The following is a 14452-nucleotide window of genomic DNA, read 5'->3' as shown; positions in this document are numbered from 1 at the left end:
AGTTGGCCTCCCTCACCTACGACCTGACCCTCGCCGGGCTCGCCGTCGGCAGTGCGGCGGCGCTCACCGGTATCGGGCTGATCGTCACCTACCGGGCCACCGGAGTCCTCAACCTCGCGCACGGCGCCGTCGCCATGATCTGCGCGTACCTGCTGCGCCAGCTCACCGTCGAGTGGGGCTGGCCCCTCGCGCCCGCTGCGGCCTTCACCCTGCTGGTCTTCGCGCCGGCGCTCGGCCTCGTGCTCGACCGTGCCGTCTTCCGGCCGCTCGCCGGGCACGCGGAGCACATGGCCTCGGCCCTGGTGGCCTCGCTCGGTGTCTTCGTCCTCCTCGTCGGTGCCGCGAGCCTCCTGTGGGGTACGGGAGCACGCGCCGACGCACCCGAACTGCTGCCCGCCGACCCGTGGATCCAGCTCTCCACCGCCGTCGCACTGGCCCTCGCCGTCTCCGCCGTCACCCGCTGGACGCGCTTCGGGCGCGAGCTGCGCGCCGTCGTCGACGACCGCGGGCTCGCCGTGCTCTCCGGCATCGACGCGGGCCGTGTCTCCGCCGCCGGCTGGGCCTTCGGCACCGTAACGGCCGGGCTGACGGGCGTACTTCTCGCACCGCATCTGCGCCTCGACCCCTACGGGCTGCCGCTGCTCGTGATGGAGGTGATGGCCGTCGCTGTCGCCGCGCGGATGCGGAGCCTGCCCGTCGCCGTGGGGGCCGCGCTCCTCGTGGCCGTCGCGCAGAGCCAGTTGGCGCGGTTCCATCCCGAAGGCTGGGCGCAGCCGCTGGTGCAGGCCGTCGGTTCGAACCTCTTCGCCGTCGCGCTGCTCGCCGCCGCCCTCGCCCTGCCCGCCGTACGCACACCGGCCACGCCCGACCCGGTCCCGCCCCACACCCGCGCTCCCCCACCCGTACCGGCCACTCCCACACCGCCCGCCACCCCGCGACCGCCCGGGGTGCCACGGGTTCCCGCGGCGCCTGGCGAGACGGACGGGCCAGCCGGGCCAGCCGCACCCGGAACAGCCCACGCACCCAGCGCGTTCCGCGCATCCCGCGCGCCCACCGCGTTCCGCACGTCCGGCGCGTCCGGCGCGTCCGGCGCGTCCGGCGTCCACGCCGTGCCCCTGCCGCTGGTGGCCGCGATCCTCTTCCTGCTCCCGCTCGGTTTCGCGGGGAGCGACCTGCACACCTCCGTCCAAGTGCCCGCGCTCGCCGTCATCCTGCTGTCGCTCGTGGTCGTGACGGGGCGCGGCGGGCAGATCTCGTTGGGGCAGGCGGCCTACGCCGGGCTCGGCGCGCTGCTCACGGCGCAGCTCTCGCCCCACCTGCCGAACCTCCTCGCGCTGGCAGCCGCCGTACTGGTGGTCGCCCCGCTGGGCCTGCTCACCGGCTGGCCCGCCATCCGCAGGCAGGGGCTCGCACTCGCGCTCACGACCCTCGCCATCTCGCTGACCGTGAGCCGCTTCGTACTCGAACAGCCCTACGCCGTCGAGGGCTTGGTACCCGACCGGCCCTCCGGGTTCGACGACGACCGGGCCTATTACGCGCTGGAACTCCTGCTCCTGGCCGCGGCTGCGCTCAGCGTCTGGGCCCTGCGGCGCGGCAGGTACGGGCGTGCCCTGGCCGCCATCCGGGACCACGAACAGGGAGCGGCAGCGGCGGGCGTGCGCGTCCCGGCGCTGAAGCTCGGCGCCTTCGTGACGGGAGCCGCGCTGGCCGCGCTGGGCGGGGGCCTGCTCACCATGGGAGCCCGTGCCTTCGACCCGGGTGCCTTCGATCCCGTACGGGGGCTGCTGTGGTTCGCGGCGATCGTGGTCCTGGGCTCCGACTCCGTACTCGGCGCACTGCTCGCCGCCGCGCTGCTCGTGGGGCTCGACGCGGGGACACAGGGCGGCTGGGCCGCGGCCGTGATCGGCGTCCTCGCGGTGGCGAGAGGCAGACTCCCCCTGCCGCGCGCCCTCCTCGCCCGGCGGCCCCCGACCGGCGGCCGGGTGAGCAGGGCGCGCGCGGAAGGGGCGGTACGGCCGCGCGCGGAAAAGGCGGTACGGCCGCCGCTGGCGCGCAGACGTACCCCCGCGAGGCAACACGGCCCCGAAGACCGGGGGACGCTCCACGTCGTCGGCCTCACCGCCGCATACGGCAGGCGCACCGTGCTCGAAGAGGTCGCGCTCGACATCCCCAGAGCCCGTATCACGGCGCTGACGGGCCCCAACGGAGCGGGCAAGAGCACCCTGTTCCACTGCCTCGCGGGCACACACCGTCCGGTCGCCGGCAGGGTGATGCTCGGGGACAGGGACATCACCCGCATGCCCGCACACGCCCGTACGCACCTGGGCATAGCCCGTACGTTCCAGCAGCCGGCGGTCTTCCCCTCGCTCACGGTCGAGGACAACGTCCGGGTGGCAGCCGAGCATGACCCGCGCCAAGCCGTCCGCGCGCTGCGCCTGTTCGAGCTGACGGACCTGGCGGGAGCGCCGGCCGCGGGGCTGCCGACGGCCGCACTGCGCCGCCTCGAACTGGCACGCGCACTGGCGACGGACCCGCACACCCTGCTGCTGGACGAGCCGACGGCCGGCCTGGACCCCGCCGAGACGGCCGCCCTCGTACGGGTGCTGAAGGCGCTGGCGGCCGACGGCATGGCGCTGCTCGTCATCGAGCACGACCGCGAGCTGGTGGCCGAACTCGCGGACTCGGTCCACACGCTGGAGGCGCGTCCATGACGGTGGAGCTGGCGCTTGAGGGAGCACGCGTGCACTACGGGCCGCTGGAGGCGCTGCACGGCGTGGACCTGGCGGTACCCGCAGGACATCTGACGGTGCTGCTCGGGCGCAACGGCTCGGGCCGTACGACGGCGCTGCGTGCCCTGGCGGGCACGGTGCGGCTGACGGCGGGACGGGTGCGCAGGCGGGGCGCCGACGTGAGCCGTACCCCGGCGCACGTACGGGCCAGGGACGGCCTGGTGTTCGTGCCCGACAGGCAGGCGGTGTTCGGCACGCTCACGGTCGCCGAGAACGTGGAACTGGCGGCCCGTTCACCCGTCCCGCCCCGCCAACTGCCGTATCCGGCGCTGCGGTCACTGCTGGCCCGTACGGCGGGGACGCTCTCGGGCGGCGAGCTGCGCATGCTCGCGGTGACACGCGCGCTGCTCTCGCCGGCCCGTGTGCTGCTGCTCGACGAGCCCACGCAGGGCATGGCCCCCGCAGCCGTGGCCCGTACGTACGAGCTGCTGGGCGAGGCCGTGCGTGCCGAGGCGCGCACGGTGCTGCTGGCCGAGCAGCGGCTGGAACCCGGGCTGCGCGCCGCGACGACGGTGGTGCACGAACTGCGCAGGGGCGCTGTGGCGTTCAGTGGAGAGCCGCACGAGACGCTGCCGCCCCGCCAGGCAGGGTGACCTGGCGGGGCGGCCTTCAGCTGTCCTGCGGCCCCGCGGTCACAGGTTGATGCGCTGGCCGGGCACGATGAGGTTCGGGTCACCCCCGATGACCTTCTTGTTGGCGGCGTAGACCGCACGCCAGTTCTTGTGGTGGGCCGCTGCGATCGTGCCGAGGGTGTCGCCGCTCTTCACGATGTAGTCACCGGAACCACCGCGTACCGAGCCCCTGTTGATGCGCGTGGCGGGACGCTCACTCGGCTGCGGCTTGGCGGGCTTGGCCTTGGGCTGCGCCTTGGGCTGTGCCTGGGGTGCCGCGGGAGCCTTCCCCGAGGCCCCGGCCTTGGCCGAGCAGTTCGGCCAGGCGCCCCAGCCCTGCGCCGCCTGGACCTTGGAGGCGACGGCGATCTGCTGGGCCTTGCTGGCCTTGTCGGCGGTCGGCGCGTACGCCGTACCTCCGTGTGCGCGCCAGGTGCCGGCGGAGAACTGGAGCCCGCCGTAGTAGCCGTTGCCTGTGTTGATCTTCCAGTTCCCGCCGCTCTCGCACTGGGCGATGCGGTCCCACACTCCGTCGTTCGGCGCCGCCGAGGCCGTAGGGGCCGTGGCGGCGAGCAGTGCGAGCGGGGCGATGATTCCGGTACCCGCGAGCACGGCAGCTGTACGACGCTTGGACAAGAGAAACCCTCTCGACAAACCCGGGAGCCCCCGTTCGTCTCCCCCGAGCGGATGAGTGCGAGGCGCGTCCGGCGCCTGCCCTCTGCTCCGCTGTCCCGGGTGATGCTCGGTGCACCGCCGGGAAACCTATGGAGCTACTCGCCCCACTATCAACCGGATCCTTAACGTTCCAGGCCAGTTGCCGGTTACTCGCTATAACGGCGACTTCAAGACACCCCCCATAAGGGGTGAAAAAGGGGCATGCCACCCACCCGGCTCGCATCCCTGTGAGCCAGCTCACTGGTCGAACTTGCGGACGCTCTACGCGAGTTGACGAGGAGTGAGTGCTTCCGCGGTCAATGTCACTCCCCGTGCCCGACATGGGGATTCCGTTCCCTCCGGCGCGTGACCGCGACCACAGATCACCCGTTGTCCACACGAACAGGAACCGAAAGCCAGGAGCCTCCGTGTCCCCCATGCTCGATGTCAGCGACGCCGTACGCGCCGAGATCGGCGAAGCCGAAGCCGACCGCCTGCTCGCCGGAGAGAACGCCCCGGGAAGTTACGACTGCACCTCATGCCGCACGCCGGGCGACACCGGCCAGGAGCGCACCAGCACGGTGCTGTTCGTCGGCGACGAGACCGCCGTACTCGCCTTCGCGCACGCGACCTGCATCCCCTCCCAGGTCGTGACCGTCTCAGAGGACCAGCTGCAGGGAGCCGTGCGCAGCATCACCGGCGACCGGACGCCGCCCGCACCCCAGGCACCCTCCGTCGCCTCCGTGCCGCCGCCGGCGCCCGCCGGGCCACAGCCGGGTCCACGCCAGGCCGTGCTCGGCGTGACCTGCGGTCAGGTGCTGATCAAGGACACCCTGCACGCCGCGATCGTCGTCGAGCCGACGGGGCCCATCACGCGGCCGGGGTCCGACGGGCCCGGCGACGACTTCCTCCCGCTCCTCATCGAGCAGGGCTTCATGCCGGTCACGGACGTGGCCGGGCAGCCCTCGCCCGTCTCCGGCTGGTCGGTGCTGCTGGCGATGGGCCAGCTGCACGCCATCCTCCAGCCACCGGCCGGGCCGGGAGCGCAGCCCGTCGCCTGGTGGCAGGCGCACCAGCCGCTCGCTGTCACCGAAGGCTGGCGCACGGCGGCGAACAAGAGCCACACCGTCATCGTCTACGCGGCGCCCTCGGGCTCCATCGGCCAGCAGCCACGCGAGGACCTGCTGCGCGAGGCGCTGGAGAAGGCGGCGGCAGGCGGCGTCCTGGTGGCGGCTGCGATGCCGCTCGCCGGAACGTGACGGGGCGTCAGGTATGACAGCAGAGCGCGGCGGCAGCCCGTGCGATCAGGTCATTCGCCGCGCGGGCCCGCATCCGGCGGGCGGCGCGTTCGTTGGCACAGTCGTGCAGCCTTACGAACCTCCCCGAGCCCACAACTCCCATCTCAACCAGGGGCAGATCCCCGGAATGCGACCGGCGCGCGTGCCACAGGAGAGTTCGGCCACCCCGATCTACGACTCGCTGTACGCGGAGTACCGCAGGCTCTTCAGAGCCCTTCCGGGAGACCGCACGGGCGAGGAGGAGCTGCGGTTCGAGGGCTTCGGCACGGTGCACGGCACGGGTACGGGCCACTGGAGCGAGCGCTCGTGGGGCGCTCAGGAGCCGTCCGAGAGCGCCTGGCACGTCCCCGCGGCTCCCGGGTGGCACCGTCCGGCGCTTCCGCCGGCGCCCCGCGACGGCCACCGCTGAGACCGCGGACGCCGTCAGCACCCGCCGGGACCTGCGGACACCGCCCGCGGGACCCGCGGACGCCGTCTTCCGTACCTGTCGTCCTCCGTAGCCGTCGTCTTCCGTGCCCGGCGGGACCCGTGGCCCCGCCGGGCACGGGTCTCACTTCTTACGGCCGCGCTTCTCCCTGACCCGGACCGAGATCTGGATCGGGGTGCCCTCGAAGCCGAACTCCTCGCGCAGCCGGCGCTCGACGAAGCGGCGGTAGCCCGCCTCCAGGAACCCGGAGGCGAAGAGCACGAAGCGCGGCGGCTTCGTTCCCGCCTGGGTACCGAAGAGGATGCGCGGCTGCTTGCCGCCCCGCACGGGGTGCGGGTGCGAGGCCACGATCTCGCCGAGGAACGCGTTCAGCTTCCCGGTCGGCACCCGCGACTCCCAGCCCGCGAGGGCCGTCTCGATCGCGGGAACCAGCTTCTCCATGTGCCGCCCCGTACGGGCCGACACGTTCACCCGGGGCGCCCAGCGCACCTGCACGAGGTCGCGGTCGATCTCCCGCTCCAGGTAGAAGCGGCGCTCGTCGTCCAGCGTGTCCCACTTGTTGTAGGCCAGCACGACCGCGCGGCCCGACTCGACGGCCATCGTGATGATGCGCAGGTCCTGGACGCTGATCGACTCGTTCACATCGATGAGGACGACGGCGACCTCGGCCTTCTCCAGCGCAGCCGCCGTACGCAGCGAGGCGTAGTAGTCGGCGCCCTCCGCCATGTGCACACGGCGCCTGATGCCCGCCGTGTCCACGAACTTCCAGGTGACACCGCCGAGTTCGATCAGCTCGTCCACCGGGTCGCGGGTGGTGCCCGCCACGTCGTCCACGACGACGCGGTTCTCGCCCGCCACCCTGTTGAGGAGCGAGGACTTGCCGACGTTGGGGCGGCCGATGAGCGCGATACGGCGCGGGCCTCCCAGCGCGGTGCCGAAGGTCTGCTCGGGAGCCTCGGGCAGTGCCTTGAGCACCTCGTCCAGCATGTCGCCCGTACCGCGTCCGTGCAGCGCCGACACGGGGTGCGGCTCGCCCAGACCGAGGGACCACAGGTAGGAGGCGTCGGCCTCGCCCGAGGGCCCGTCGACCTTGTTGGCGCACAGCACCACGGGCTTGCCCGCGCGGCGCAGCAGCTTCACCACGGCCTCGTCGGTGTCGGTGGCGCCGACCCCGGCGTCGACCACGAAGACGACGGCGTCGGCCGCCTCCACGGCGAACTCCGCCTGCGCGGCGACGGACGCGTCGATGCCGAGCACGTCCTGCTCCCAGCCGCCGGTGTCCACCACCTTGAAGCGGCGGCCCGCCCACTCGGCCTCGTAGGTGACCCGGTCCCTGGTGACCCCCGGCCGGTCCTCCGTGACCGCCTCACGGCGGCCGATGATGCGGTTCACCAGCGTCGACTTGCCGACGTTGGGGCGGCCGACGACCGCGAGTACGGGGAGTGGTCCGTGCCCGGCCTCGCCGAGCGCGCCCTCCACGTCTTCTCGTTCGAAGCCTTCTTCCGCGGCGATCTCCATGAACTCCGCGAACTCGGCGTCGCCGAGCTCACCGTGCCCGTGCTCGTCGCCGGAGTGATTCTGGTCGTCCATGACGTCTCGTCCTCATAGTTCTACGTGGCTCTACTTCAGGCTTCTACAGGTCGTCTGGTCTGTCCGGTCAGCGGCCCGTGAGCCGCCTGGCCTTCCCCAGGTGTCCGCTCAGCCGCTGCTGGAGCTCTACGGTCGCCTCGTCCAGCGCGCTCCTCGTACGCCGGCCGCTGCCGTCGCCGACCGTGAACGGGTCGCCGAAGACGACGTCCACGCGGCCCCGCAGCGGCGGCAGTGCCCCGATGAGGCGGCCCTGCCGCTCGGCGCTGCCGAGCACGGCGACGGGGACGACGGGTGCACCGGAGCGGAGCGCGAAGTAGGCGAGCCCGCCGCGCAGTGCGGCGAAGTCGCCCTCTCCCCGGGTTCCCTCGGGGAAGATGCCCAGCACTCCCCCGCGCTCCAGCACACCGAGCGCGTTCCCTATGGCGCTGCGGTCTGCCGCCGTGCGGTCGACCTTCAGCTGTCCGATGCCCCGCAGGAACGGGTCGAGCGGGCCGGTGAACGCCTCCTGCTTGATCAGGAAGTGCACCGGCCTGGGCGCCGTACCCATCAGCATGGGTCCGTCGATGTTGTGGGAGTGGTTGACCGCGAGGATCACGGGCCCCGTGGGCGGCATCCGCCAGGCGCCCAGCACCCGGGGCTTCCACAGCCCATACATCAGTCCGATGCCGATACGGCGTCCGACGGCTGCCCCCCGCGTTCCCGGAAGGGAGTCGGTTGGTGTCACTGTGCGGCCTTCTCCATCCGCCCGGCCTTCTCCGCCGCCGCCTTCTCGATCAGGGTGACCACGCACTCGATGACCTGGTCCAGGCTCAGCTCGGTGGTGTCCACCTCCACGGCGTCGTCCGCCTTCTTCAGCGGGGACGCCTTGCGGCTGGAGTCGGCCTTGTCGCGCTGTGCGAGGGCCTGCTGGGTCGCCGCGAGGTCGCCTGCCGCGCTCCCGTCGGCGGCCTTCAGCTCCCCGCTGCGGCGTGCGGCGCGCGCCTCGGCCGAGGCCGTGAGGAACACCTTGAGGTCGGCGTCGGGCAGCACGGTCGTACCGATGTCCCGGCCCTCGACCACGATGCCGCCTCCTGCCCCGGCCGCGATGGCCCGCTGGAGCCCGGTGATCCTGGCCCGTACCTCAGGGACCGCGCTGACGGCACTGACAGCCGCCGTGACCTCCTGGGTACGGATCGGACCCGAGGCATCGGCGCCGTCGGCGGCGATGGCCGGGTCACGGGGGTCGGTGCCGGAGACGATCGAGGGCTTGCCCGAGGCGGCGGCGACCTCGGTGGCGTCGTTCACGTCGATGCCGTTGGTGAGCATCCACCAGGTGATCGCGCGGTACTGGGCTCCGGTGTCGAGGTAGCGCAGTCCGAGCTGGGCCGCGACGGCCCTGGAGGTGCTGGACTTGCCCGTGCCGGAGGGGCCGTCGATGGCGACAATCACTGCTGCCGGGGTTGCAGACACGGTGGTGGGCACCTTTCGTGAATCTCTGGTTTCTCGGAGCAGGGCGTGGGACGCCGGACTGCGCACGGACAGGAAGCTCCGCACACGGAAGCCCCGCACAAGGCTACCGGCTGCCCGGAACTCACCACGCTGCCCGTCGTCGGCGCCCGCCCCTCAGGCTGCCCCCGTCACTGCTGACGCAGCGCCCAGCCACGTTCGCGGAGCGCGCCCTCCAGCACGCGGACGGCGCCGGGTTCCACCATGAGCTGCACATACCCGGCCTGCTGCCCGGTGGCGTGCTCGATCCGTACGTCCTCGATGTTGACCCCGGCCGAACCCGCGTCGGCGAAGATACGGGCCAGCTCGCCCGGGCTGTCGCTGATGAGCACCATCACCGTCTCGTAGACGGCGGGCGCCTGACCGTGCTTGCCGGGGACCCGGGTGCGCCCCGCGTTGCCGCGGCGCAGCAGCTCCTGGATGCCGGCCGCGCCCGCTGAGCGCTTGTCCTCGTCGGCCGAGTCCAGAGAACGCAGCGCGCGCACCGCGCCCTCCAGATCGTTCGCGACCCCGGCGAGGACATCGGCGACGGGACCCGGATTGGCGGAGAGGATGTCCACCCACATCGCCGGGTCGGAGCCCGCGATACGTGTCACGTCGCGGATGCCCTGGCCGCACAGGCGTACGGCCGTCTCGTCGGCCTCCTCCAGGCGGGCGGCGACGAGGCTGGAGAGGAGCTGGGGAGTGTGCGAGACGAGCGCGACGGCACGGTCGTGCGCGTCGGCGTCCATGACCACGGGCACGGCCCCGCACAGCGCGATCAGCTCCAGCGCGAGGTTGAGCACCTCCGTGTCGGTGGCCGGCGTCGGCGTGAGCACCCAGGGCCTGCCCTCGAACAGGTTGGCCGTCGCGGCAAGCGGTCCCGACTGCTCGCGCCCCGACATGGGATGGCTGCCGAGGTACGAGGCCAACTCGCCGCCCAGCTCGGTCAGTTCGCGGCGGGGCCTGCCCTTGACGCTGCCGACGTCGATGACCCCGCGCGCCAGTTCGCGCCGCTGCACATCGGCGACGGTCGCGGGGATGTGCGCCGGCGGCACGGCGACGATCGCCAGGTCGACGGGCTCCCCGGGTTCGCTCTCGGTACCGGCGCCCAGCGAGGCCGCCGTACGGACCCGTCCGGCGTCGCGGTCGCTCAGGTGCACCCGCACGCCACGCGCGGAGAGCGCGAGGGCGGCGGAGGTGCCGATGAGTCCCGTGCCGAGCACGAGGGCTGTACGCATTACCTGGGGGTGTCCTTGCACGTCACTGGGCGATGTCCTTGCGGAGAGCGGCGGCGGCGCCGAGATACACGTGGCTGATCCCGGCCTTGGTCAGGCCGGTCTCCGTATGCGCCAGGATACGGACCACCCGGGGCATCGCGCCCTCGATCTGCAGCTCCTGAGCGCAGATCAGCGGCACGTCGACGATCCCCAGTTCGCGCGCCGCGGCAGCGGGGAAGTCGCAGTGCAGGTCGGGGGTGGCCGTGAACCAGATACTGATCAGGTCGTCGGCCGTCAGTTCGTTGCGCTCCAGCACGGTGATGAGCAGCTCGGAGACCCGCTCCCGCATGTGCGCCGGCTCGTCCCGGTCCAGCTGAACCGCGCCCCGTACCGCTCGTACCGCCACCCGTCCGCTCCCTTGCGTGTCCTGATCCCGTGCCTGACCAGGGTAGATCCGCATGCGTTCGGATGTGCGCGACGCCCGCCCAGTGAGACGGTACAAGAGAGGCATGATCTTCCACGTGGTCCCGCTCGACGACTGGCTGCTCGCTCCCGACCGCCCGTACGCGCCGCGGGTGCTGACCGACGGCGGCTTCATCCCGTGCACGGCCGAGGAGTCCCAGGCGCTGGCCGTGGCCGACGCGCGCTTCCGCGAGGCCGTCGGCCCGCTGATGGCCCTGATGATCGACGAGCACCGCCTGGACGCACGGGTGCGCTGGGAGCCCTCGCCGCAGATCTACGGGCGGATCAACCGCTCAGCCGTCGCCGGGATGCTGGAGGTCGAGCGCGACCACGAGGGCCGGGCGCTGTCACTCGCGCTGTGGTCCTGAACCCCGCACGCGGCGGCGGCACGCGCTCCGCACGTATGGCCCGCTGTCCGCACGGACGGCCGACGCGGTGCCACGAGTGGCCCGCGCTCCTCATGAGCAGACCCGTGACGGCGCTGTGTGCCGCTGTCACGGAGGCAGCCACCGTCGCACTCCCCCGGGCCGTGCCGGGAGCCACGCGGGCCGCACAGGTCCACCAGGCCCCTCGGCTCCCTGGACCGGCGCAGCGGCCCCGTACCGGCGGCTCCGCGCTCCCGCCCCTTCCCGCCGGTGTACCGGCGCCGCCCTCGGGCGGCAGGAAGGAGCGGGGTCGGGCGGCTACAGGCCGACCTCGTTCATGAGCATGCCGACCTCGGTGTTGGTCATCCGCCGCAGCCAGCCCGACTTCTGGTCGCCCAGCGCGATGGGCCCGAAGCGGGTCCGCACCAGCCGCTCCACCGGGAACCCGGCCTCCGCGAGCATCCGGCGCACGATGTGCTTGCGCCCCTCGTGCAGCGAGACCTCGACCAGGTAGTTCTTGCCGGTGTTCTCGACGACCCTGAAGTGGTCGGCCCGGACGAACCCGTCCTCAAGCCGGATGCCTTCCTTGAGCCGCTTGCCGAGGTCGCGCGGCAGAGGCCCCTGGATGGCGGCCAGGTACGTCTTGGGCACGCCGTAGCGCGGGTGCGTCAGCCGGTGTGCCAGCTCACCGTGGTTGGTGAGCAGGATGAGGCCCTCGGTCTCGGTGTCGAGACGGCCCACGTGGAAGAGCCGGGTCTCACGGTTCTGCACGTAGTCGCCCAGGCACTGCCGCCCGTCCGGGTCCTCCATGGAGGCCACGACACCGGCCGGCTTGTTGAGCGCGAAGAACAGGTGGGACTGGGTGGTGATGGTCAGCCCGTCCACCTTGATCTCGTCCTTGGCCGGGTCGACGCGCAGGCCCTGCTCGCGGACGATCTCGCCGTTCACCTCGACCCTGTTCTGCTGGATCAGGTCCTCGCAGGCACGCCGCGAGCCCATGCCGGCCCTGGCCATGACCTTCTGGAGCCGCTCGCCCTCCTGCTCGCCGAACGTCTTGGGGAGCTTGGTCGCCGGCTCGCTGTGCCGCTGCCTGTTGCGCTCCTCGATCTGCGCGTCGTACTCGCGGGGCCTCGCGGGGGCCGAAGCCCTGCGGGAACGTGCCTTGGGCGCACCGCTCTTGGTGACCTCCTTGCGCACGTTCCCCGCACCGCCCCTGCCGCCGCCGGCCGGCTTGCCACCGGTCGACGGCTTGCCACCGCCGGTGGGCCTGCCACCGGCCGCGGGACGGCCACCGGTCGCGGGCTTGCCACCCGTCGTGGGCCTGCCGCCGGAAGCGGGACGGCCGCCCGGGGCCGACTTGCCACCCGGCGCCGACTTGCCGAAGCCCGAGGACTTGCCACCGGTCGCCGGCTTTCCGCCGGTCGCGGGCCTGCCCCCGGTCGCGGGCCTGCCGCGGTCTCCGGTCGGTTTCGAGGCGGGAGTCCCCGGCTTCCCGGCCGCCCCACTCTGGTTGTAGCGCCGTTCCTCGGGCCGGGGCTGCTGGCGGGACTGCCCCTGCTGTCGCGACTGGCCCTGCCGCCCCTTCTGGCTGCCCTGTTTGTCGTTGCGGTTTCCGCCGGTGTTCCTGCCACTGCTTCGCATCAAAGTTCCGTCTGGGAGTCGCTGGAAAGGTCGTCTACGTCGAACGACGGCATGCTCTCCTGGGTCTCCCCCTCGACGGCCTCCGCCTCCGGAAGGAAGGGCGCCAGCTCCGGAAGCTCGTCCAGGCCGCGCAGGCCCATCCGCTCCAGAAAGTAATGCGTCGTCCGGTAAAGGATCGCACCTGTATCGGGTTCCGCGCCCGCCTCCTCCACCAGACCCCGTTGCAGGAGGGTGCGCATCACCCCGTCACAGTTCACTCCGCGCACGGCCGAGACCCGCGAACGGCTCACGGGCTGGCGGTACGCGACGACCGCGAGGGTCTCCAGCGCGGCCTGTGTGAGCCGCGCCTGCTGCCCGTCCAGTACGAAGCGCTCGACCGCGTCCGCGTACGTGCCCCGCGTGTAGTAGCGCCAGCCTCCGGCCACCAGCCGCAGTTCGAAACCGCGCCCCTCGCGGGTGTAGTCGTCGGCCAGCTCGCGCAGTGCGTCGGAGACCTCGCGGGGCCGCCGCTCCAGCACCCTGGCCAGGTGCTCGGGGGTCGCGGGCTCGTCGACGACCATCAGTACGGCCTCCAGGGCCGGCTTCAGCTCCAGCTCGGCGACGGCGGAGGCACCAGCGGGCGCCTCCGCACCCCCCGTGCCCTCCGCCCGCTCTTCGTCACCGGCGGCACGCCGCACGGGCCCGGCCCCGGAATCGGCCTCGGCCGCCTGCACCTCGTAGGTCTCGTTCACCTCGTAGGTCTCACTCATCCGCTGACTCCCCTGACGTCCCCGGCTCCCCCGGCTGTCCCGGCTCCTGGTCGAACTCGTCGGTCACCACCGGTGCCGCGTCCGCCGCACCGCTCCATCTGACGAGCAGCGCCCCGAGCGCCTCGTCCTGTTCCAGTGAGACGGCCTTCTCGCGGTACAGCTCCAGCAGCGCGAGGAAGCGGGCGACGACCGTGAGCGTGTCCGGTGCGTCGGCCGCCAGCTCCTGGAAGCTGGCCTCGCCGCGCTCGCGCAGCCGGGCCACCACGACCTCGGCCTGCTCCCGCACGCTGACCAGCGGCGCGTGGATGTGCTCGACGTACACCTGGGGCTTGGGCTTGGGCCGCATCGCCTTGACCGCCAGCCTGGCGAACCCCTCGGGCCCCACACTGATCGCCACCTCGGGCAGCAGCTCGGCGTGGTGCGGCTCAAGACCGACGGTACGGGGGAAGCGGCGGGCCTCGTCCTCCAGCCGGCCGGCGAAGATCGTCGCGATCTCCTTGTAGGCCCGGTACTGGAGGAGCCGCGCGAACAGCAGGTCCCTGGCCTCCAGCAGCGCCAGGTCCGCCTCGTCCTCCACCTCGGCCTGCGGAAGCAGCCTGGCGGCCTTGAGGTCGAGCAGGGTGGCGGCGACAACGAGGAACTCGGTGGTCTGGTCGAGGTCCCACTCGGGCCCCATGGCCCGGATGTGCACCATGAACTCGTCGGTCACCCGCGAGAGCGCGACCTCGGTGACGTCCATCTTGTGCTTGGAGATCAGCTGGAGCAGGAGGTCGAACGGCCCCTCGAAGTTGTCCAGCACGACCCGGAACCGGCCGTCCCCGACCTCGCTCTCGACCTCACTCTCGGCCGAGCCCCCGGCACCGTCCCCGGCACCGGACGTGACATCCGTCTCGGGCCCGGCTTCCCCCTCGGGCTCGACGGCCGCTTCGGGGTCTGCCGCGACGGCGGCTTCAGGGTCTGCTTCGGTGGCGGCTTCGGTGGTGACTTCCGTCACCGGTTCCTGTACGGGCTCCGAGTCCGGTGCGGGCTCCGGTTCCTGTACGGACTCGTGCGCCGGTGCGGGCACCGCGTACGGCGTCTCCGGCTCGCTGTCCCCGTACGCGGAACCGGGCCCCCGCCCGAGCGGTCGGCGGGAGCCCTGGTTCGCACGTGTGTCGTCAGGACTGAGCATCGCAGGCAGCG

At 72.4% G+C, this 14452-nt stretch carries 14 protein-coding genes; 5 read left to right on the top strand and 9 right to left on the bottom strand.

The features are described from left to right. Positions 1-2 precede the first annotated feature (2 nt). Both NMN56_RS33380 and NMN56_RS33375 read left to right on the top strand, forming a co-directional pair. Entirely contained in the window at positions 3-2711 is a 2709-nt protein-coding gene (locus NMN56_RS33380; protein WP_274046236.1) for an ABC transporter permease subunit, read from the top strand. Further along, a complete protein-coding gene (locus tag NMN56_RS33375; protein WP_274046235.1) occupies positions 2708-3382 on the top strand; it encodes an ATP-binding cassette domain-containing protein in 675 nt (224 codons plus the stop codon). The genes NMN56_RS33380 and NMN56_RS33375 overlap by 4 nt, the downstream gene beginning before the upstream one ends. 39 nt (positions 3383-3421) lie before the next feature. Here the strand turns inward: NMN56_RS33375 and NMN56_RS33370 are convergent, their stop codons facing one another. Beyond that, a complete protein-coding gene (locus NMN56_RS33370) occupies positions 3422-4036 on the bottom strand; it encodes a LysM peptidoglycan-binding domain-containing protein (protein ID WP_274046234.1) in 615 nt (204 codons plus the stop codon). A 455-nt stretch (positions 4037-4491) separates the two neighbouring features. Between NMN56_RS33370 and NMN56_RS33365 the strand changes: the two genes are divergently transcribed. Further along, positions 4492-5313, top strand: coding sequence for a hypothetical protein (locus NMN56_RS33365; protein WP_274046297.1), 822 nt, complete (start codon positions 4492-4494; stop codon positions 5311-5313). 181 nt (positions 5314-5494) lie between these two features. After that, positions 5495-5761 (top strand): hypothetical protein, encoded by a 267-nt coding sequence (locus NMN56_RS33360; protein ID WP_430542776.1) that lies wholly within the window; start codon positions 5495-5497, stop codon positions 5759-5761. Between the two features lie 141 nt (positions 5762-5902). Here the strand turns inward: NMN56_RS33360 and der are convergent, their stop codons facing one another. From der to aroH, 5 genes are all read right to left on the bottom strand, one after another. Then, complete coding sequence (der, locus tag NMN56_RS33355; RefSeq protein ID WP_274046232.1) at positions 5903-7369, bottom strand: ribosome biogenesis GTPase Der; 1467 nt, start codon at positions 7367-7369, stop codon at positions 5903-5905. Between the two features lie 67 nt (positions 7370-7436). Beyond that, positions 7437-8024, bottom strand: a complete 588-nt coding sequence (locus tag NMN56_RS33350; protein ID WP_430542778.1) for a lysophospholipid acyltransferase family protein — start codon at positions 8022-8024, stop codon at positions 7437-7439. 65 nt (positions 8025-8089) lie between these two features. Further along, complete coding sequence (gene cmk, locus NMN56_RS33345) at positions 8090-8818, bottom strand: (d)CMP kinase (protein ID WP_274046230.1); 729 nt, start codon at positions 8816-8818, stop codon at positions 8090-8092. Positions 8819-8985: 167 nt separating this feature from the next. Then, positions 8986-10074, bottom strand: a complete 1089-nt coding sequence (locus NMN56_RS33340; RefSeq protein ID WP_274046229.1) for a prephenate dehydrogenase — start codon at positions 10072-10074, stop codon at positions 8986-8988. 22 nt (positions 10075-10096) lie between these two features. Further along, positions 10097-10459: a chorismate mutase gene (gene aroH / locus NMN56_RS33335; RefSeq protein WP_274046228.1), complete on the bottom strand. Its 363-nt coding sequence runs from the start codon at positions 10457-10459 to the stop codon at positions 10097-10099. 103 nt (positions 10460-10562) lie between these two features. Here aroH and NMN56_RS33330 point away from each other — a divergent pair, with 103 nt between their 5' ends. Further along, positions 10563-10883 (top strand): DUF952 domain-containing protein, encoded by a 321-nt coding sequence (locus NMN56_RS33330; protein WP_274046227.1) that lies wholly within the window; start codon positions 10563-10565, stop codon positions 10881-10883. 315 nt (positions 10884-11198) lie between these two features. Here the strand turns inward: NMN56_RS33330 and NMN56_RS33325 are convergent, their stop codons facing one another. Genes NMN56_RS33325 through NMN56_RS33315 form a run of 3 tightly spaced genes read right to left on the bottom strand, consistent with a single transcriptional unit; the run spans position 11199 to position 14441 of the window. Then, entirely contained in the window at positions 11199-12521 is a 1323-nt protein-coding gene (locus tag NMN56_RS33325) for a pseudouridine synthase (RefSeq protein ID WP_274046226.1), read from the bottom strand. After that, positions 12521-13270 (bottom strand): SMC-Scp complex subunit ScpB, encoded by a 750-nt coding sequence (scpB, locus tag NMN56_RS33320; protein ID WP_274046225.1) that lies wholly within the window; start codon positions 13268-13270, stop codon positions 12521-12523. Before scpB ends, NMN56_RS33325 begins: the two co-directional genes overlap by 1 nt. After that, positions 13263-14441 (bottom strand): segregation/condensation protein A, encoded by a 1179-nt coding sequence (locus tag NMN56_RS33315; RefSeq protein WP_274046224.1) that lies wholly within the window; start codon positions 14439-14441, stop codon positions 13263-13265. The genes scpB and NMN56_RS33315 overlap by 8 nt, the downstream gene beginning before the upstream one ends. Positions 14442-14452: the final 11 nt, after the last annotated feature.

This window comes from Streptomyces iconiensis (assembly GCF_028657195.3).
GTDB classification, from domain to species: Bacteria; Actinomycetota; Actinomycetes; order Streptomycetales; family Streptomycetaceae; genus Streptomyces; species Streptomyces iconiensis.
Note: the sequence above shows the minus strand (reverse complement) of the source record. Positions and strands in the feature narration are given on the sequence as shown.